We start from the raw sequence: 19,454 nt of genomic DNA, 5'->3' as shown, positions 1-19,454 counted from the left end.
CCACCTCCACCCGCTAAACCGCTCTCAGCCCCCGTGCAGCCGGTGCGGACATTCAAAAATACATTCTGCCAGGGCAACGACAGATGAGCCGGCGACAGCCGTCACAGGTTGGCGACGGTAGCCTCGGCGCGAAACTGCGGTGAGATTCGAGCGAGTACGAAGTGGGGGGCCGAGTGGCGGAGTGGTTGGGGCAGCTGCTGTATGCGGTGCCGCCGCTGGCGGTCTATCTGGTGGTTGGCGTGGTCATCGGGATCGAGAGCCTCGGCATCCCCCTGCCCGGCGAGATCACCCTGGTGACCGCCGCCGTGATGGCGTCGACCACGGACGCGGTCAGTCCGCTCTGGGTCGGTGTCGCGGCCATCATTGGCGCGGTCGTAGGTGACTCAATCGGATACACGATCGGACGACGCGCCGGCCGCCGGTTGCTGGACTGGCTGAGTCGCAGGTTCCCCAAGCACTTCAGTTCCGCCCACGTCGCGCTGGCTGAGCGGGTCTTTGAGCGGTGGGGTGTCTGGGCCGTGTTCTTCGGCAGGTTCACCGCTCTGTTGCGGATCTTCGCCGGCCCGTTGGCCGGAGTTCTCCGGATGCCGTACGCGCGGTTCCTCGCCGCGAACCTGCTCGGTGGAATCTGCTGGGCCGGCGGCACCACCGCCTTAGTCTACTACCTCGGCACGGCCGCCGAGCACTGGTTGGGCAGGTTCGCCTGGATCGCCCTGGTCGTGGCTGTCCTCGTCGGCTGCGGTATCGGCATGTACGTCAAACGCCGCGCCGACCAAGCCGCCCGAAGACTGCTCTCCGAGACGGCCGAGCAGACCCCCGCAGGCGCGGCGCGATTTGTACCCGATAGCGGGGAGTTGTGACGCCCCCCGAACCCGGATCAGTCCGCATCGCGGGATGAGCGGCCAGCCGTCAAGGTTGACGGCTTACCATCCCCTCGACTGAGGCAGCGGCTCGACGGGTGAGGCCGGGTCGCGGGAGCTGCGGTCACAGGTCATCCGATGGGTGAGGAGCCCAAGCTGGCCCGTTCGGAGACTGAACCGACGAAACTGGTGGTGAAACCGCAAATGTGGCTACGGAACGGGCTGGAGCCCTGGCACCTGCTGATCGTCATCGTGGCGTTCATCGTGCTGTTTGGACCCAAGCGGCTACCAGGTGCGGCCAAAGGTCTCGCACAGTCGTTGCGGATCTTCAAGAAGGAGCTTCGCGACGACGAGCGTCCGTCGGAGCACGCTGCGACCCAGGCGGCCACACCGACGTCGATTGGGCCTGACACCAACGCAACGCCACCTTCCGACGCCCAGGTGGGCAGGCCATAAACGGCGCCAAACCCGCAGGTAAATGAGCGGCGGGCGTTACACCCCCGCGTCCTGATGTGCGGCGCGTTCTTCGAGCCGGGTCACGGCGGCGCGCAGGTGCTGGAGTTCGGCCATGACGGCCTCGTGTTGGATTCGTTCGAGTTCCTGGTCGGCTTGCCAACGATCGCGGTTGAGTTCGATTTCCATGGCGCTGACGATGACGCCGATCAGCAGGTTGAGAAGGATGAACGCGGTAAGAACGATGTAGGCGACGAAGAACAGCCAGGCAGTGGGATGCTTTTCCATAATCGGACCAGCCACCGATGGCCAGTTCTCGACGGTCATGATCTCGAACATGGTGAACAACGAATGTTCAAGGTCGCCGAAGTATTCAGGAGCGGCATCCCGGAACAGTTGGGTGCCCAGCAGTGCGCCACTGTAGAGCGCGACTACCAGCATCGCGATGGTCGATCCGATACCGGGGATAGCGGCGAGCATTGCTGACACCACCCGGCGAAGACTCGACACGACCGACACCAGCCGGGCCAGGCCGAGGATGCGCAGCATTCGCAGCACCGAGAACACATTGGTCGCCGGGATGATCGCGGTGCTCACGACTACCAGATCGAACCAGTTCCACGGGTCGCGGAAGAACGCTCTACCTCGGGCGTACAGGCGCAGCAGAACCTCGCAGCTGAACGCGGTCACCACGAGGGCTTCGACGAGGTCAAGAAGAGTGCCGTAACGGGCCACCACCGAAGGTGAGGTTTCTAGGCCAAGCGCGACGGCGTTGACCAGGATGACGCAGAGCACGGTCCGCTGGAACAGATCCGACTCCACGACCGCGCCAGCTCGCGCCCGCGAAAGCACAACCACATCCCCACCCGTCTCTACCGGTCCAGTTTGGCTTACCGTCATTGAAGACCGCGAGGCTAACATGTGTGGGGGAAGGGGAAGGGCCAGGTACGTGAGCTGGCGCGACCCTGCCGGCTATGGCCGCAAGCCTTCGCATCGACCGCGGGTGAGGCGACCGGTCTCGAAGTAGGCGGCGACCTTGGCACCGCAGGCCGGATCCATGAAGACCGAACCATGCACATCGTCGTCGACGGCCAGGACCGCGCCTCCGATGATTGCCTGCATCTGAGTCGTCCATTCGTACGGCGACATGGTCTCGTGGAGATGCCCGGACAGTTGCAACGAGGTGCCGGTGTCGTGCACCGCGGTGATGGTCACCGGTAGCTCCCAGCCGGCACAACCCGCAACGGCGGCGAACTTGCCGAAGTCACCGGTGAGGGGGTGCCTGTCCAGCCGCTGCCGCCAAGCGGACCAGGCCGAGGCGAAGTCGTGTGGGCCGGAGTCCTCGTTGCAGAAGGTCGCGCGGTTCATCGTCTGGTTGAAGTCCTCTGGCGCATCGGGCGGGATCTCCACCGGGTTGCCGGTGAAGATCTGCTTGAACGCGGGCGGTGCGGTGAGACCCGGGACATCACGCAACTCGCGCAGCGCATCGGCGGCCAGGGGCCAGTCAAGGCTGACTTGCGCACACAGCATGCCGATCGTGCCACCCGTGACGGGGATGTCGAGGTCGGTGAAGGTCCTTGGGTTAGCGTCGTAGTGGCGCCGAAGTGCCAGCAGCGCGCTCTCGACCTTCTTATGAGGGGTGCCGAATCCGTAGGCGGTATGGCGTTTGGCCATCCAGGCCGCCATGCGGGAGCAGTTGCGTTCGGTGGCCTCGGCGCGGCCCTGTTCGAAGGCGAGAGTACTGAAACGGGGAATGGCGATGCTGTCCAGCCACATCCGGCCCACGGTGTTCGGAAACAGCGTGCGATAGACGGATCCCAGCCACGTACCCCAGGACAGTGCGAGGACGTTGAGTTTCCGTTCACTCAGCGCCGCCCTGATCCGGTCCATATCCTTGGCGATATTGGCCGCGGTGAGCTGGCCGAGGAATTCAGGGGCGTAGCGTGAGCAGGTCTGATTGCTCCTGACCTGCTCGTCATATATTTGCCTGGCTTCTTCTTCGGTCAGTGGGCCTATCGTCGGACCGTCGTTCCTGGTCCTACCCTTGCCCTCGTCCGAGGGTGGGCAGTCCACCTTGGTGCTGTAGCCGACCCCACGGGGATCGAAGCCAATCAGGTCGTAGCGTTCATTCAGCCTCGCGTTCGCGGCGTTCGTCATGACGTGGTCGATCGGCATCAGGTAACCGGACCCTCCGGGGCCACCCGAGTTGAGTGCAAGACTGCCGATTCTGCGTGCTGTATCGGTGGCCTTGAGCCGGGTCACCGCAATGGTGATCTGTTCGCCGCCTGGGTTGCGGTAGTCCAGTGGTACCTCGAGCGTGCCGCACTCGGTGCGGGTGAGGAGCCGCCGGAACGTCTGTGCCCGCTCCCCTTCCAGTCCGCGTGCGCGCAGAACGGCGTCAGAGTAGGACGGGCACGCCTTCCAGCGGATTGGCGGGTGCGTGCCGGAATCCCGGGTCGCGGCGGAGGCGGAAATCGTCGCCGACGCCACCAGAACCGCCACCGCGCCCATGCCGATGAGAGATCGAAGGTTGATCATGCGCCCACTCTCGGGCCGCGTCGGGTCTCCGCGAATCTGGCCCAGGGCTCGCGGCGGCGGCCGCGACATCTGTCTCCAGTCGTACGCGGAATGAGACTTTGGACAGACGCACAAGCTCGCGCCATATGGTGAGCTGCCATGGTGCACGCTGTGGCGCACCACCTGCGGGCATGGTCGAGCAGGCCCATTGTCCAGGACACCGCCCTGGCCGTGGCGTTGCTGGCAGCCTGCGTGGTGCTTAACGACCCGACCACCACCGTCCGTAAGCACGTCGAAAGCACCTTCGACGTGCCTTGGCCGGCGCAGGTGTGGATCTGGTGGGGTGCGACGCTGGTCGCGGTGGCGGGGACGGCGCTGCGGCGCCGGTGGCCGCTGCTGCTGTTGCTGGTGTGCGCGATGTCGGCCGCAACGCATCTCGCGCTAACGACACCATTGATGGTCGTCGATCTGGCGACTCCGATCCTGCTCCACACGGTCGCCGCCAGCCATCGCCGCTCGGTGTCTCTGGCGGTGCTGGTCGGCTTGGGAGCGACGGTGGCGTACTGGACCGCGGTAGGCGTGGCAAGCGTGCAGGGAGTCGGCGGGCCGCCGTCCGTACCCAGGTCGGTCACCATGGTGGAGGAGGTGCCCACCACGACACCGACCGAGCCGAAGACCGTGAGCATCCAGCGACTGCGCGGTGCCACGCCTGCCAGCGCTCCGTTGGTCATCATCCCTGTCCTCGTGGCGGCCTGGGCGACAGGATCGGGGGCGCGCAGCCGCATGGCGTACCTCCGGCAGCTGCGCGCCCAGACCGTGGACCTCGAGCGGGAACGCGACCAGCAGGCCCAGTTAGCGGCGGCGGCCGAACGCGCAAGGATTACCCGCGAACTGCACGACGTGGTTGCGCACGGCCTGTCGGTGATGGTCGTGCAGGCCCAGGGCGGCCACGCCGCGCTCGACAACCGGCCGGGTGACGCCCGAGGCGCCTTCGAGGCGATCATCACCACCGGACGAGGCGCCCTGGCCGAGATGCGCCGGGTGCTCGCCTCCACCGGGCAGCTCGACCCGACTCTCCACCCCCAGCCAGGGCTCGCTCACCTGCCCGAGCTGATCGACCAGGTGAACACGACAGCCATCCCCGTCACCTTCCTCGTCGAGGGCACCCCCAGGCAGTTACCGCCGTCCACCGACCTGGCCGCGTACCGCATCGTTCAGGAGGCGCTGACCAACACCATGAAACACGCGGGCCAAGGAGCACGAGCGCAGGTGCTGCTGTCCTACCACGACAGCGGCGTGCGTCTGAAGATCTGCGACAACGGACCAGGCACTGCCAAGATCGGGATCGGGCAGGGTCTACGCGGCATGCGCGAGCGAGCGCACCTGCTCGGCGGAGACCTCCACGCCGGCCCAGGACCCGACGGAGGATTCGTCGTACGCGTCGCCCTGCCGACCGATGGAGTCTCCCGATGATTCGCGCCCTGCTCGCCGACGACCAGGCACTGGTACGAACCGGCTTCCGAATGATCCTGGAGAACGCTCCAGGCATGGAGGTCGTCGGCGAGGCTGCTGACGGTGCCGCGGCGGCGGACCTCGCCGCGCAAATTCGCCCCGACATCGTGCTGATGGATGTACGCATGCCGGAGGTCGACGGCGTTGAGGCGACCCGCCGGATCCGCCGGAAGCCGAACGCACCACGAGTGCTCATGCTCACGACCTTCGACCTCGATGAGTACGTCTACGCCGCGCTACGAGCCGGGGCCAGCGGTTTCCTGTTGAAAGACACGCTCGCGAGCGACCTGCTCTCGGCGATCCATGCGGTGACCCGCGGGGACGCGATCGTCGCTCCGAGCGTGACCCGGCGTCTCCTCGAGCGGTTCATCTCGACGGGCGATGAACGCGCACGCGAGCCTGCGGCCGACCTCGACGCCCTCACCGAGCGCGAACGCGAGGTGCTCCACCTCATCGCCCGCGGCCTCTCCAACGCCGAGATAGCCGCCCGCCTGTTCGTCTCGGAAGGAACGGTCAAGACCCATGTCAGCCGCGTCCTGGCCAAGCTCGGCCTGCGCGACCGTGTCCAAGCCGTTGTCGTGGCCTACGAGTGTGGTCTGGTCCGTATCGGAGAGCCCGACCTCATCACCCCACTGCAGGAGCAAACGGCGTGCCCAACCCGCGCTGGCGTCGCACCGTCCCCTGATCAGGGAGGCCCCCAACCCGCCTGAGAGAAAGGCGTACGCCCCGGCCGTTCGGATGCCGAGAAATCATGGGTTAGACCCGAGTTGTCAGAGGTTTCTCGGTCTCTTAGCCGATAAACCTCTGACAACCGGCACGCGCGGCAATGCGACGACCGCCTGGCGGCACTCACAAGCGCTCGAAGAACGCGAATTAGCGGACTTCCCAGATAGTCATGTCGCCGCGGTCGGTTGTAACGCCGCTAAAGCGTCGGCGAGGACACGATCCGCGTGAGAGTGCACATGGATCTCGACTGTCGGCTAGCCTCCGGCGGCAATCGCACGACGGATCCTGGGTTCCCGGGCTACGTAATCGGCCACCGCTGAATCGAAGCTGCCCCTGGACGCTAACCACTGCTGTCCACGCTGATTGACAGCTCGATCGAGAGCGACCGCGATGTCGGAACGAAGATAAAGGACGATCGGCCGCAGGTGAGCGGTCGCGCCGTACGCCCGACGTGAGAACCCGTCCAATACTCTGAGGTCCTCGACGGCCCACCATCGAGCGATCGTCGCACAAGCATCGACGCGGACGGGATTGGTTATCCGTCAGGGGTCCGCGACGACCCGGCCGTCGCGGACGCGAAGGACTCGATCGGCAAGTGCCCGAAGCCGCGCTTCGTCGTGGCTCACCACCACCAGCGCGAGCCCACGCCGAGCAAGGCCCTCCAGCGCGCTGGTTACCTCCGCGGCGATCGTCGGATCCAGCTGCGCGGTCGGCTCGTCAGCCGCCACCAGTGACGGCCGACCAGCGAGGACCCGCGCCAGCGCCACCCGCTGGCGTTGTCCGCCAGACAGCCGGGATGGCCGCGCGTCGGGATCGACTTCGCCGAGGCCGAGGTCCGCAAGCAACTCCCCTGCCCGTGCCCGCGCCGCCGCCGACCCCAGCCGGCCACCGCCAACCAGCGCCTCGGCGACAGTACGCCAGATCGGCCAGCGCGGGTCCAGGCTTGCGCTCGCGTCCTGGAAGACCGGCATCACGTAACCAGGTCGAGGCACCCTCGGCGTCCGGCGTTCCCACACGTCAAGACCGCCGAGGCGGACGACCCCACTCCGCGGGCGCAGCAGACCTGCCACGGCCCGCAGCACCGTGGTCTTGCCCGCACCAGATGGCCCCGCCAATCCGACGATCTCGCCGGCCCGCACCTCGAGGTCGACGTCGCACACCACCGGCGGCGCACCCGCGCCCCGGTAACCGAGCGACACCCGCTCGAGTCGCGCCACCACGGGACCAGAGGATCCGCCACCACCCCCGCGACCGGCCGGCAACGCCGCCACGAGTTCCCGGGTGTACGGATGGCGCGCGATCCGCGCGAGCGCTTCGAGCCCGCCGCGCCTGACCTCGAGTTCCTCGACCTGCTGGCCGGACCGGAGTACGACAACGCGATCGGCGTACCTGCTCACCAACGGAAGGTCGTGGCTGGCGACGAGCAGCGACCTGGCTTCGCCCACCAGCCCGGCCAGCGCCGCGTCGGCGAGGTCGGCGTCCAACGCGGACGTGGGTTCGTCCGCGAGCACGACAGCGGGATCGTGCGCGCTGCCGGCCACGATGTCGGCCCGCTGCAGCATCCCGCCCGACCAGGACGCGGGCCGGCGACGCAGCCAGCGCGCGGGATCGGTCAGGCCGAGGCCGCGCAGCCGTCGTACGTGTTCACTGTCGTACGGCCGCCGGCGATGCGCGTACCACGCCTCCGCGACGTGGTGGCCAACATTCCAGACCGGATCAGCCGACCCGAACGGGTCCTGCGCGACGTACCCGATCACCGGCCCGCGGAGCCGCCGCACCTGCCGGGGTGACAGGCCATGCAGGGCATGCGATCCGACCATGACCTCGCCGGAGACGGCGGCACCCGGAGGCAGCAGGCCCAGCACGGCACGGATCAGCGTCGACTTGCCCGAGCCGGACTCACCCACCACGGCCACGCATTCCCCGGGGGCGATCTCGAGGGAGAAGTCACGCAGACCTCGCACGCCGCTGGCATAACAGACGCTGAGCCCGCGAATCCGCAGCGTCATCCCGCTCCCCCTTCGCGGTCGAGCCGGTCCTCGAGCGCATCGCCGAGCAGGGCGGCACACGCCACCGCGCAGACGACCGCCATCCCCGGAACGATGACCAGCCAGGGCGCCTGCGCGGCGTACGTACGCGACTCGGCGACCATCTGCCCCCACTCCGCGGCCGGCGGCGCGACCCCAAGCCCGAGGAACGACAACGCGGACAGGCCGAGGACGACCTCTCCCACGCCGAGTGTCGCCACCGCCAGGAGGCGCAGGAACGCCGCCGGCAGGACGTGCCGCCAGGCCGCCCGCCAGCGACCCACTCCCGCCATCCGGGCCGCGAGGACATACGGCCGATCGAGAACGGCCCGCGCGAAGGTTCGTGCGTACCTCGCGAACGGCGCCCATCCCGCGATCACCATCGCCACCACCAGGTTGCGGAGACCGGGCCCGAGTACGCCGACGATCGCCAGTGCGAGAACGACGTGGGGCACCGCGAGCAGTACGTCGACCAGCCGGGACAGCGCGACGTCGACAACGCCACCCAGCAATGCCGTCGCCAACCCGACTGCCAGACCGATGGCGAACGTCACCGCTGACACCAGCATCGCCGCCCCCAGCGAGATCCGCGCGCCGGCAGCTAGTCGCGCCAGCACGTCACGGCCGGCCTGGTCGGTTCCGAGCAGGTGCTCGCCGCTCGGTGCGGCCAACTTGCCGGCGTAGTCGACGGCATTCGGGTCCGGTGTCAACCACGGCACCACACCCACCAGCACGACCATCCCGGCGAGCAGGACCAGCCCGGTCGCAAGCCCGAGCCCTCGACCGGACCAGCTACTGCCGCGCATCGCCAGACCGGGGTTCGATGAGCCGGGCGGCGACGTCCGTGAGGAGGCTCGCGGTCACGTAGCCAAGCACTCCGAACAACACCGCCCCCTGGACGACCGGCACGTCCCGGGCCGCGATCGCCGCCACGAGGTAACGCCCGATCCCCGGCCAGGTGAAGATGGTCTCCACGACCGCAGCCCCCGCCAGTAGCGAGCCGACGGTGATTCCCGCCGCGGTGAGGAGGGCCGGAACCGCACCCGGCAGTACATGAACGACCAGCAGCCGTAACCCCGACGCCCCTCGCGCCCGCGCCACCTCGACGAATCTCGACCCGGCTCGATCGACCATCACGGTCCGCAGCACCCTCGCCCAGGTCGCGGCCGCGCCGATCGCCAGCGGCAGCGCCGGCAACAATGCCGCGCGCCAGGAGCCATCCGCCAGGACCGTGCCCACGCCACCGCGCACCACCACGACGTCCAGCAGCACCGCGCCGACGACGAAGCTCGGAACGGCCGCGCCCACGAACATCAGGCCGCAGGCGAGGAGATCCGTCGTACGACCACGACGAGCCACCGCCACCAACGCCAGCGGAACCGCGATCACGAACGCCAGCAGCAACGAGACCACCGCCAGCCGCACGGTCGCCGGCAGCCGCTCGGCAAGCTCCACGGCGACGGGACGGCCCGTGCTCCATGAGGTACCAAGGTCTCCCCGCACCACGCCGAGGAACCACTCGCCCAGTCGTACGTACGCCGGCTTCTCCAAGCCCAACTCCGCCCGCGCCGCGGCCACCTGTGCGGCGCTGGGGCTGTCGATGCCCCGGGCGACCAGGACCTCGCGGCCCGGGTCGCCGGGCGCGAGCAGCTGCAACGTCCAGACGAAGACCGCGGCCCCGGCGAGCGTCAGCACCGCCTGGCCCACCCGGACCAGGATCGCTCTGGTCATCTGAGCGCGCTCAGCCGGCCTTCGTCGTGGCGGTCAGATGGTGCAGCACCGACGACGGCCGATAGCTCGCGAACCCCTCCCCCACGACTGCAGGAGATGACCGCTGCGCGACGATCACCGTGTAGCGCTCGTCCGCGATGATCCCCTGCGCCTCCCGCAGGAGTGCGGCCTGCTCCTTCGCCTCGGTGGTCGCGGACAGCTTCACCACCACAGCGTCGAGGTCAGCGTCGCTCACACCGCCGAAGTTCTTCGATCCCTTGCTGGTAAGGAAGTCACGCAACGGTGCCACCGGATCGTAGGTGTAGCCGAGCGTGCCGTCGAATGACAGTCCGACGTCCCACCCCTTCGGGTTCTGCATCGCCTCGTAGTTGTTGGGCACCTCGCTGATGGTCACGTCGAAACCGAGCGGGCGCAGCTGCGACTCCATGGCGACCGCGATCGTCTTGGTATCAGGCTGTTGGGGGTACGTCAACAACCGGATCGCGAGCGGGGTGCTTCCCTTGCGGCGAACGCCGTCCGTGCCGGCCCGCCACCCGGCGTCGTCCAGGAGCTTGCGCGCCTCATCCACGTTGCTGAACTGAGTGTTGGCGGCGTACGACATCGCGTCCGGAAACAACCCGGTCGGCGCGGTGTAAACGCCGTCGAGCACCTGTTCAGCGATCTGCGCGTAGTCGATGCCGGCCGCGAACGCCTGCCGTGCGGCCCGGTCGTTCATCGGCGCCTTACGCAGGTTGAGGAACGCCCGCAACTGTTGCAACGGCTGCCGCGCGATCGCCATCCTCGGGCCCGACGTCGCCTTCCGCAGCGCCGCGAGCGCCTCGGTCGGCGGGTAGAGCGCGATGTCGGCCTCGCCGTTGCGGACCGCGAGCACGCGCGCCTGTCCGTCGGGTACGAACCGCACATGCGCACCGGCCAGCGTCACGTCGCCGCCCCAGTAGGTGTCGGTGCGTTCGAGCACCAGCTCGTCCGCGGTGAGCCTGGTGACATTGAACGGGCCGGTGTAGATGCCCTTGCCCACAAGGGTTGCCGGGTTGTCCTGTGCCTTCTCAACCGCCTCGGCGTCGAAGACCGAAATCATCTGCTCGTCGGCGAGCAGGTTGGGCAGGTCGGCAACCGGTGACGTCGTGACGAGCCGCAGTGTGGTCGCATCAACAACCGTCACCTTGATGCCAGGGATCCGCTCGTTTACTAACGCGTTGTCGGCGATGTGCCGGTCGAACACCGCCTTCAACGCGGGGGCGTCGAGCGCCTTGCCATTGGCGAACGTCACGTTCTTTCGCAGCGCGAGCGTCCAGGCGGTCGGAGACTCCGGCTCGAGCCGCTCCAGCAGCCACGGTTCAACCGTGCCGTCCTCGGTGGCCCGCATCAGGAGCTCGCCATATCCCCATTCGGGAGACCAAAGACCCTGCTGGATCGGGTCGAGACTCTTCACGACGTACGGCGTCGCGAACCGCACCATGTCGGTGCCGTTCCGGCTGGGGCTCGGCCCTTCGGCTGCTGGTGTCTGTCCTGCCGACGAGCAACCCGCCACCACTGTGGCGACCACGGCGACCAGGCACCACCAACGCAGAGCACGCGACATCCGACCACGCTCCATCTGTCGACAACGACCTCACTCGGACACGACCGGCGCCGAGTATATTGAAAACCGTTGTCATCACGACAGTGGTGTGGCGAGATGAGTCAGCTGCCGGACAGCACTGCGGGTCCCAGGACGAACTCCGGGTCGACCTGAGCAGCAAGGTCCTGCCCAATCTTGGCGTTCGCCCATGCCTCGGCATTCCGGAGGTGGAACTCCACGGCCTGACGGGTGAAGCGGTGCCAGTCCTGGCCGGTGCCATCGACCGCCTCGCGCATCAGGTCGAGGACGGCCACATTGCCTGGCTCCAGATCCGCGATCGGTCGAGCATGCCCCTGCTCGGCGGCCCGCACGTGCCGGGACACACCAATGCACGCGAGCAGGTCAGCGCCCACGTGGTCGCGAAGGAACGCCTCGTCCATGGCGTCGCTGACCTTGTTACCCACCACCGACAGCGCGACGCCGTACTCCTTGGCATAGTCGACGTACTGCCGGTAGACGCCGGCGCTGCGCACCGTCGGCTCACACACCACGAAGGTACGGTCGAACCTCGTGAACAGTCCCGAGGCGAACGCGTCAGCTCCCGCCGTCATGTCCACGACGACGTACTCCTCCGGGCCGTCAAGCAGGTGATTGAGGATCAACTCCACCGCTCCGACCTTCGAGTGGTAGCAGGCGACTCCGAGGTCGGTCTCCGCGAAGCCACCCGTCACGGCCAGGCGTACCCCGCCAATCTGACGTACGCACCGATCCCACACCGGGTTCTCCTCCACGACCCTGAGCAGTCGTGAACCCCGCCCAGGCGGAGTGGTCTTGACCATCACCGACGCCGAGGCGATCCGTGGATTGTCGCCCCGCAGGTACTCCTTGATGTCCTGCAGACTCTCCCCCAACGTCGGAAGCAGCGCGGCTTCCTCAGGCGTGGCGCCGACGGCCACCGCGAGGTTCTGGTTGATGTCGGCATCAAGGGCCAGGACGGTCCGACCCTGCGCGGCCAGATAGCTGCTAAAGAGCGCGGCGAGCGTGGTCTTGCCAGCGCCGCCCTTACCAACGAACGCGATCTTCATGAAAGAGGACTTCCGGTCTGCGTCGAGAGCTGTATTTGCAAACCGTTTTCATACCTATCTTCACGTTGCGTGTCAAGCCGCTACGGAGTGTCGTGGCGGAGGATGCCGAGTCCGCCGCTCAGGTCCTACGACGAGCATGCGGTGGGTCTGACTATGCAGGAGTTCCTGATCGGCTGGACTACCGTGTCGGACCATGAACGCGGACGGCTGGCTGGCAGACACCCGGACCTCTTACGACACGGTCGCGGTCAGCTATGCCGATCAAGTGCGCGACGCTCTGGCCCGCGAGCCGTACCTACGAGCGGCCCTGGCGTTGTTCGCCGACCTGGTGCACGCCGCCGGCGGCGGGCCTGTGGCGGACGTGGGCTGTGGACCAGGGCACGTGACTGCCCACCTACAGAAGCTGGGCATCGACGCTTTCGGCATCGACCTTTCAGCCGCGATGATCGACGTGGCACGGCGCGACCACCCCGACCTGCGGTTCGAGGTGGGCTCGATGACGGACCTCGACCTCACCGACGCCTCCGTCGCCGGCCTGCTCGCTTTCTGGTCGTTGATTCACGTCCCCGACAATGCGGTTCCCACGACCTTCGAGCACTTCCGGCGGGTGTTGCGACCAGGCGGACCGCTGCTGCTCGGCTTTCACGTCGGCGACGAGTCGCGACTGAAGACGCAGGGCTACGGCGGTCACCCGATGAAGGTCTACGTCCACCGCCGCCAGCCTGACCAAGTGGCAGCCTGGCTGCGCGACGCCGGATTCACGGTCGAGGCCCACCTACTTCTCGACCCCGACGAGGGCGCTCCAGGGGCCGTCCTCTTCGCGCGCCGCCAGTCCTAGCTCCAGTCCCCGTTCACTCGCTCCGCCCGGCCATGCCGTCAACTCTGGTTGACAGGTCCAGCATTGTCAACCTAGGTTGATTTGAAGCGATGGCGACGCTGACTAGGGGGCGAGCATGAGGTGGCGGAAGCATGTCGTGACAGCGCGAGGAATGCGACTTGCGGTGCGCGACACCGAAGGCGTCGGGCCAGCCGTGATCCTGACTCATGGACTCGGGATGGCCCAGGGATCATGGGACCGCCTCGCCCCGCTTCTCGCACCACACTGGCGGGTGATCACCTACGACCAGCGCGGCCACGGACGCTCGTCGACGTCGGACGACCTCACCCTCGATGCCCTGGTCGGGGATCTCGTCGCGGTCATGGAGGCACGCGGAGTCCAGCGCCCCACCCTGATCGGCCACTCCATGGGAGCGGTGGTAGCCGTCGCCGCCGCGACCCAGCGCGAATGCAACGCGGTGGTCGCCGTGGATGGCGGCCTGGTCGTCGAACGCCCGCACGTCAGCAAGGACAGAAATCTCTTCGAGGCCGAGCAGCGACGCCTGTCGGTTCGGATACTGGGCGGCGTCACCAGGCTCCTGGGGGTTGGCACACGACTGTCCACCGATCAGCTGTGGCACCTGGTGGAGGCAGTTGAGAGCTGGGAACGTGCCGTCGACCCGCTCTATGACCAGCTTCCATGCGGGGTTCTCCAGGTGCTCGCCGGCAAGGCCGACCCCGTGCTGTGGGGTGCGGAACTGGCTGACGCGGTGGCCGTCGCCGCGGATCGGTTCCATCGCATGCACCCCGGAGTGAAACAGATCTGGGTCGACTCGGGCCATGCCATCCAACTGGAGCGCCCCAAAGAGCTCGCCGATCACCTCAACGAGTTCCTGACCGCGAACCAGCCGCGCTAGTGCGACCCTGCTGTCAGGTTCGGAGGCGTTGGTTGCGGATGGGGTTGCGCTGCTGGTCGATCCATTCGGGTGGGATGAATTCGGGGACCCCGTCCGGCGCCATGCGGACTTGCCAGGCTCCTTGGTGGGATGAGGCGGTGATGATAACCGCAAAGCAAGGTCCCGTTGGCCAGCGTGGTCGAGCCGCCGTCGAGCCATGAACGAATGTGGTGGCCGTGGCACCAGGCGGGTGGCCGGTCGCAGCCGGGGAATGCACATCCCCGATCCCGTAGCTCCAACAACTTGCGGAGGCGTCCGGTGAAGAACCGTGTCCCGTTCGACAGGGCGACCTCGCCGTCGCGGATGCCGAACCAGCTCACCTTCGCATCACACGCCCACTCCTGAACCGTCCGCGCCGACACGTAGGTGCCGGTACGCAGGAGTCGTCCCAACCCGGTGCCGTTGACCAGATCCTCGTCGGTGATGGTGACGACGACGTGGGGCTTCTCCCCACCCTGCGATGGCGACGCCCCGGAGTTGAGGTAGCGGCGGACGAGTTCGTCGAGCGCTTCGCCTCTGCGTTGGGCCGCACTGCGGGGGTCCAACCCGTCCGCGGTGGTGGGAAGCGGCTTCGAGAGCGGTTCGATCGCGGTGCGGAACCGGTCCGCCGCGATCGGGTCCAACTTCCCGCGAAGATAGGTGCCCGAGCCGTCCGGGGCGTCGTACAGCGACAACTCACACCGCCGGGCAGCCTTCGCCTCTTCTTCGGCGAGCTTCTTCGCCAACACCTTGTCCGCCAGATCCGGGTCCACAGCGTTCAACACCGCCCGACCCAGACCAGCAAGGTCTTTCGGGTCAAACACCCGAGCATGCTCCACCAGCACCTGCTCAGCCTCAGCGCGCGTCTCCTAACCGGCTTCCTTCGGTAGGTCACGGATCGCCTTCGCAATCACCCTCGCGTGGTCGACGCTGATCTCTCCCGCGTTCAACGCCAACTGAACCAACGGCAAAGCCGTGTCCAGATCGTTGGCCAGCTTCACTGCCACCCGCGCGTGTTCAGGGCGCATCCGCAGCAGCGACGACAACAAGGCGGCCGTACTGGTCGCTCCGGCTGTGCGGCCGAGGTCCTTCCGGTCGGCCTCGCGGATCACCTGAAGTTGGACCGCCTCGAGCTGGGCCTTGACCGCTTCAAGACTGACCAGGAGGTCGATCAGTTCCTGGCCGGGAGTCGACCACAACAGCGCACCCGACTCCTCAGCGAGACGGGCACGTATCCGCTCCACCAGCACCGAGAACCGGTGCCGGCCCGCATCCGCCGAGGTCGAATCCATACCCGAACACTAGCGGCGACCACCGACAACCCCGGCCCTCGAAAGCCCAACAAAACAAGGGAATCCAGCGACCCAGATCGACGATGCCTGTACCAGATCCGGATCCCTGTCAGCCTCTGGCTCCATGATCATGAAGCCAGAGAGGGCTATGACTCCCGAAACCCTTCACGAACCAGATCATGATCACAAGAAGAGCGGCTGGCCCACCCGCGGCCAAACCGTCCCAGGCTCGTACAGTGCGCTGCCATGGGAGAGCTACCTGGGACGCTCGGAGCGGCGGTCGGGGTGTTCGCTGGCACGAACATCGACGACATCATCGTGCTCACCGTGCTGTTCCTGTCCGCACGGGCCGCCGACCAGCCGCGGCCGTGGCAGATCTGGGTCGGTCAGTACGCCGGCATCGGCGCGCTGGTCGCCGTATCCGCAGTCGCCGCGCTGGGCCTGACGATCGTGCCCGACCCGTGGGTGGGTCTGCTCGGTCTCGTGCCATTCGCTCTCGGAGTCAGGGGCCTCATCGTGACCATCCGTGCCCGTGGCGATGGTCAGCCGCCAGCACCAGCCGTCGCCACCGGACTGGCCGCGGTGGCCGGCGTGACCATCGCCAACGGCGCGGACAACATCTCTGTCTACACACCGATGTTTCGCACCATCGGCCTCACCAACAGCCTCATCACGGTTGCGGTCTTCGCCGCCGGGATCGCGGCCTGGTGCCTGGCAGGCTGGTGGTTCAGCTCCCACAAGAAGGTCATCGAGATCGTCGAACGGTTCGGGCACTGGATGGTGCCTGGCGTCTTCATGCTCATCGGTGCGGTCATCGTCGTCGAATCCGGCGTCGTGACCCGACTCGTCGGCCAGTGACCCGCTTCTTCTGCGGCCTTTTCAGAACCGTCGCGTCCCCGATCCCTCCGATGCCGGCCGGAGCGGGGTAATCGTCGATCGTCGCAGACCGTGGGTATTTCAGTCAGGTTGTGAGCTGCGCTGATCTGGTACGGCGGCGTCCGCTGCCAGGTGATCGGTGATGAGGTCGAGGAGCCAGTCGATGTCCACTGGTTTGGTGACGTATTCCGTGGCTCCCGAGCTGAGGCTCTTCTCCCGGTCACCCTTCATCGCCTTGGCGGTGACCGCGATCAGGGGCAGGTTGCGGTACTTCGGCATGCTCCTGATCGTGGCCATGGTCGCGTTACCGTCGAGTTCGGGCATCATCACGTCCATCAACACCAGGCGAATGTCCTGGTGCTCATCCAGGGCACGGATCCCCGCGACGCCATTGTCGACGCACAGCACATCCAGCCCGTGCATCTCCAGCGCGGTGGTGAGTGCGTAGACGTATCTCGGGTCGTCGTCGACGACGAGCACCTTCTCGCCGTGGAACTTCCCGGACCCGTGCTGCAGAACCTCCGCCGGAGTTGAACGCTTCGGTACGAGGCTGGCGTAGGCCGCGATCGCTGCTTCCGGAGTGAGATCCGGCTCGCTGGGTACGCCGTGCTCCGGCGTCTCCTCGACCGGCGGCCTCACCGCCGGCCAGATGTCCCCACCGACCTCCGCGGTGCTCGGACCCACCTCCGAGCCGGTGGTGCGGAGCGCCGCCGGCCGGGCGGACGGTTGGCGGACGGGTAGGCACAGGGTGAATATGCTGCCGCCGCCAGCATCGCTCTGCACCTGCAGCTCCCCACCAAGCAGACGGGTCAGCTCTCGACTGATCGACAGGCCCAGCCCGGTGCCGCCGTACTTGCGACTCGTCGTACCGTCAGCCTGCTGGAACGCCTCGAAGATAAGGGCAAGCTTGTCGGCCGGGATGCCAATTCCGGTGTCCTCGACCACGAACGCGACGCGGGCCGGCGCCGCCCGCAACGCGGGGCTGCTCACCTCGGATGGTTCTGCCGTTCGGATGTGCAGCCGGACGCTTCCATCGTGGGTGAACTTGATGGCGTTGGACAGTAGGTTCCGCAGGATCTGCTGAAGCCGGTGCCGGTCGGTGTGCAGGCTCGGAGGAACCGCCGGCGCCACGGTCACAGCGAAGTCGAGGCCTTTGTCCGCCGCGAGCGGCCGGTACAGCGAGTCGACGTACGTGACCAGGCCATCCACCGCCACCGGGATCGGCAGGAGTTCCATGTGGCCGGCTTCCACCTTGGCGAGGTCCAGGACGTCGTCGATCATCTGCAGTAGATCGCCTCCCGCCGAGTGGATGGTCTTGGCGAACTCGACCTGCTGCGGAGTCAGGTTGCCCTCGATGTTCTCGGCCAGCAGCTTTGCCAGGATCAGCGCGCTGTTCAGCGGCGTACGGAGTTCGTGGGACATGTTGGCCAGGAACTCCGACTTGTACGTCGAGGCCATGGACAGCTGCCGCGCCCGCTGTTCGAGTTCCTGGCTGGCCTGCTCGATCGCGATGTTCTTGATCTCGATGTCGCGGTTCTGGCTGGCCAGCAAGCCCGCCTTCTCGGCGAGTTCGGTGTTGGAACGCTGCAACTCGTCCTGCTGCTGCTGGAGTTGTTCGGATCGGGCCCGCAGCTCCTGCGCGAGACGCTGGGACTCCGAGAGCAGCGCTTCGGTGCGAGAGTTGGCCACGATGGTGTTGACGTTGACGCCGATGATCTCCTTCAGCTGTTCGAGCAGGTCCTGGTGCACTGCCGTGAACTCGTTCACCGACGCCAGCTCGATCACGCCGAGGGTCTGCCCTTCGAACAGCACCGGAACGAGGATGACGTTCGTCGGCGTGACCGTACCCAGGCTGGAGGAAATCCTGAGGTAGTTGGGCGCACCGATCATCACGATCGTCTTCTTGTCCGCCGCGGCCTGGCCGACAAGCGATTCACCGAGGCGGAACCGCCCCGTGCCACTGTCGACCAAGTCCGCCGGCGCCGCCCCGTAGCCGGCGGTGCGCTCGAGCACCACATCGGGCTCCGTGTCGGAGCTCGTCAGGTAAAAGGCCCCGGCCTGAGCGGAGACCAGCGGAGCCAGCTCGCTCATGATCAGCGAGGCGAGTGCCTTCAGATCGTGGTGGCCCTGCATCAGCCCCGAAATGCGGGCCAGGTTGGTCTTCAGCCAGTCCTGCTCGAGGTTGGTCCGGGTGGTCTCCTTGAGGTTGGCGATCATCTGGTTGATGTTGTCCTTGAGGTCGGCGACCTCACCTGATGCGTCCACGGTGATCTGCCGCGTCAGGTCGCCCGCGGTGACCGCCGTCGCGACCGCGGCGATCGCCCGCACCTGGGAGGTGAGGTTGCCGGCAAGGTGGTTGACGCTCTCGGTGAGCCGCTGCCAGGTCCCCGAGACGCCAAGGACCTCGGCCTGGCCACCGAGCTTGCCCTCCGTACCGACCTCGCGGGCCACCCGGGTGACCTCGGAGGCGAACGCGGACAGCCGGTCGACCATGGTGTTGATCGTGTTCTTGAGCTCCAGGATCTCACCGCGCGCGTCAACGTCGATCTTCTTCGACAGGTCTCCCTGCGCGACGGCGGTGGTGACCTGGGCAATGTTGCGCACCTGGCTGGTCAGGTTGTTCGCCATGAAGTTGGCGTTGTCGGTGAGGTCCTTCCAGGTGCCGGCAACGTTGGGTACCCGCGCCTGCCCGCCGAGGATTCCCTCGGTGCCCACTTCCCGCGCCACCCGGGTGACCTCGTCAGCGAACGCACGAAGCGTGTCGACCATCCCGTTGATGGTCTCGGCGAGCGCGGCGACCTCGCCCTTCGCCTCAACGGTGATCTTCTTGCTGAGGTCACCGCCGGCCACGGCAGTCGCCACGGTCGCGATGCTTCGAACCTGGCTGGTGAGGTTCTCAGCCATGATGTTGACGTTGTCGGTGAGGTCCTTCCAGGTACCAGCAGCCCCGCGCACCCGAGCCTGACCACCAAGCCGACCCTCGGTGCCCACCTCACGCGCAACCCGCGTCACCTCATCAGCGAACGCCGACAGCTGGTCAACCATCGTGTTGATGGTGTTCTT

General features: G+C 67.0%; 16 protein-coding genes and 1 pseudogene. 7 read left to right on the top strand and 10 right to left on the bottom strand.

The annotated features are described in order from the left end of the window. Window positions 1-161: 161 nt before the first annotated feature. Both B141_RS0116460 and B141_RS53225 read left to right on the top strand, forming a co-directional pair. A complete protein-coding gene (locus B141_RS0116460) occupies window positions 162-860 on the top strand; it encodes a DedA family protein (protein WP_237742714.1) in 699 nt (232 codons plus the stop codon). 138 nt (window positions 861-998) lie between these two features. After that, entirely contained in the window at window positions 999-1,316 is a 318-nt protein-coding gene (locus B141_RS53225; RefSeq protein ID WP_020576270.1) for a twin-arginine translocase TatA/TatE family subunit, read from the top strand. A 36-nt stretch (window positions 1,317-1,352) separates the two neighbouring features. On the opposite strand, the gene B141_RS0116450 is transcribed toward B141_RS53225, so the two are convergent. Together B141_RS0116450 and B141_RS0116445 are read right to left on the bottom strand one after the other, a co-directional pair. Then, window positions 1,353-2,165, bottom strand: coding sequence for an ion transporter (locus tag B141_RS0116450; protein WP_020576269.1), 813 nt, complete (start codon window positions 2,163-2,165; stop codon window positions 1,353-1,355). A gap of 120 nt (window positions 2,166-2,285) precedes the next feature. Continuing rightward, on the bottom strand, window positions 2,286-3,824 hold the full coding sequence (locus tag B141_RS0116445; RefSeq protein ID WP_202805808.1) for an alpha/beta fold hydrolase: 1,539 nt from the start codon (window positions 3,822-3,824) through the stop codon (window positions 2,286-2,288). Window positions 3,825-3,989: 165 nt separating this feature from the next. On the opposite strand from B141_RS0116445, the gene B141_RS0116440 reads away from it, so the two are divergent. Together B141_RS0116440 and B141_RS0116435 are read left to right on the top strand one after the other, a co-directional pair. Then, window positions 3,990-5,303, top strand: coding sequence for a sensor histidine kinase (locus B141_RS0116440; protein ID WP_020576267.1), 1,314 nt, complete (start codon window positions 3,990-3,992; stop codon window positions 5,301-5,303). After that, a complete protein-coding gene (locus tag B141_RS0116435) occupies window positions 5,300-6,052 on the top strand; it encodes a response regulator (RefSeq protein ID WP_020576266.1) in 753 nt (250 codons plus the stop codon). Before B141_RS0116440 ends, B141_RS0116435 begins: the two co-directional genes overlap by 4 nt. Before the next feature lie 558 nt (window positions 6,053-6,610). On the opposite strand, the gene B141_RS41040 is transcribed toward B141_RS0116435, so the two are convergent. The 5 genes from B141_RS41040 to B141_RS0116410 form a co-directional block, all read right to left on the bottom strand. Further along, window positions 6,611-8,077, bottom strand: a complete 1,467-nt coding sequence (locus B141_RS41040; protein WP_020576265.1) for an ABC transporter ATP-binding protein — start codon at window positions 8,075-8,077, stop codon at window positions 6,611-6,613. Next, window positions 8,074-8,901, bottom strand: a complete 828-nt coding sequence (locus B141_RS0116425; protein WP_020576264.1) for an ABC transporter permease — start codon at window positions 8,899-8,901, stop codon at window positions 8,074-8,076. The genes B141_RS41040 and B141_RS0116425 overlap by 4 nt, the downstream gene beginning before the upstream one ends. After that, window positions 8,888-9,826, bottom strand: a complete 939-nt coding sequence (locus B141_RS0116420; RefSeq protein WP_020576263.1) for an ABC transporter permease — start codon at window positions 9,824-9,826, stop codon at window positions 8,888-8,890. Before B141_RS0116420 ends, B141_RS0116425 begins: the two co-directional genes overlap by 14 nt. Before the next feature lie 10 nt (window positions 9,827-9,836). Continuing rightward, window positions 9,837-11,408, bottom strand: coding sequence for an ABC transporter substrate-binding protein (locus B141_RS0116415; protein WP_157181053.1), 1,572 nt, complete (start codon window positions 11,406-11,408; stop codon window positions 9,837-9,839). Window positions 11,409-11,509: 101 nt separating this feature from the next. After that, on the bottom strand, window positions 11,510-12,472 hold the full coding sequence (locus B141_RS0116410) for an ATP-binding protein (protein WP_020576261.1): 963 nt from the start codon (window positions 12,470-12,472) through the stop codon (window positions 11,510-11,512). Window positions 12,473-12,665: 193 nt separating this feature from the next. On the opposite strand from B141_RS0116410, the gene B141_RS0116405 reads away from it, so the two are divergent. Next, entirely contained in the window at window positions 12,666-13,310 is a 645-nt protein-coding gene (locus B141_RS0116405) for a class I SAM-dependent DNA methyltransferase (protein ID WP_020576260.1), read from the top strand. 163 nt (window positions 13,311-13,473) lie between these two features. Further along, complete coding sequence (locus B141_RS45735; RefSeq protein WP_020576259.1) at window positions 13,474-14,205, top strand: alpha/beta fold hydrolase; 732 nt, start codon at window positions 13,474-13,476, stop codon at window positions 14,203-14,205. Here the strand turns inward: B141_RS45735 and B141_RS51460 are convergent. Both B141_RS51460 and B141_RS47510 read right to left on the bottom strand, forming a co-directional pair. Then, window positions 14,202-14,483, bottom strand: a complete 282-nt coding sequence (locus B141_RS51460) for an HNH endonuclease signature motif containing protein (RefSeq protein WP_237742717.1) — start codon at window positions 14,481-14,483, stop codon at window positions 14,202-14,204. The genes B141_RS45735 and B141_RS51460 overlap by 4 nt on opposite strands. 45 nt (window positions 14,484-14,528) lie before the next feature. Beyond that, window positions 14,529-15,515 (bottom strand): annotated as a pseudogene (locus B141_RS47510) (DUF222 domain-containing protein); the annotation flags it as partial. Window positions 15,516-15,761: 246 nt separating this feature from the next. On the opposite strand from B141_RS47510, the gene B141_RS0116385 reads away from it, so the two are divergent. Further along, window positions 15,762-16,373 carry a cadmium resistance transporter gene (locus B141_RS0116385; protein WP_020576258.1) on the top strand — a complete coding sequence of 204 codons (612 nt, stop codon included), beginning with the start codon at window positions 15,762-15,764 and terminating at the stop codon, window positions 16,371-16,373. A 99-nt stretch (window positions 16,374-16,472) separates the two neighbouring features. On the opposite strand, the gene B141_RS41030 is transcribed toward B141_RS0116385, so the two are convergent. Beyond that, window positions 16,473-19,454 (bottom strand): HAMP domain-containing protein (locus B141_RS41030; protein WP_020576257.1); only part of this gene is annotated, 2,982 nt, incomplete at its 5' end.

This window comes from Actinopolymorpha alba DSM 45243, from assembly GCF_000373925.1.
Classification (GTDB): Bacteria; Actinomycetota; Actinomycetes; order Propionibacteriales; family Actinopolymorphaceae; genus Actinopolymorpha; species Actinopolymorpha alba.
Note: the sequence above shows the minus strand (reverse complement) of the source record. Positions and strands in the feature narration are given on the sequence as shown.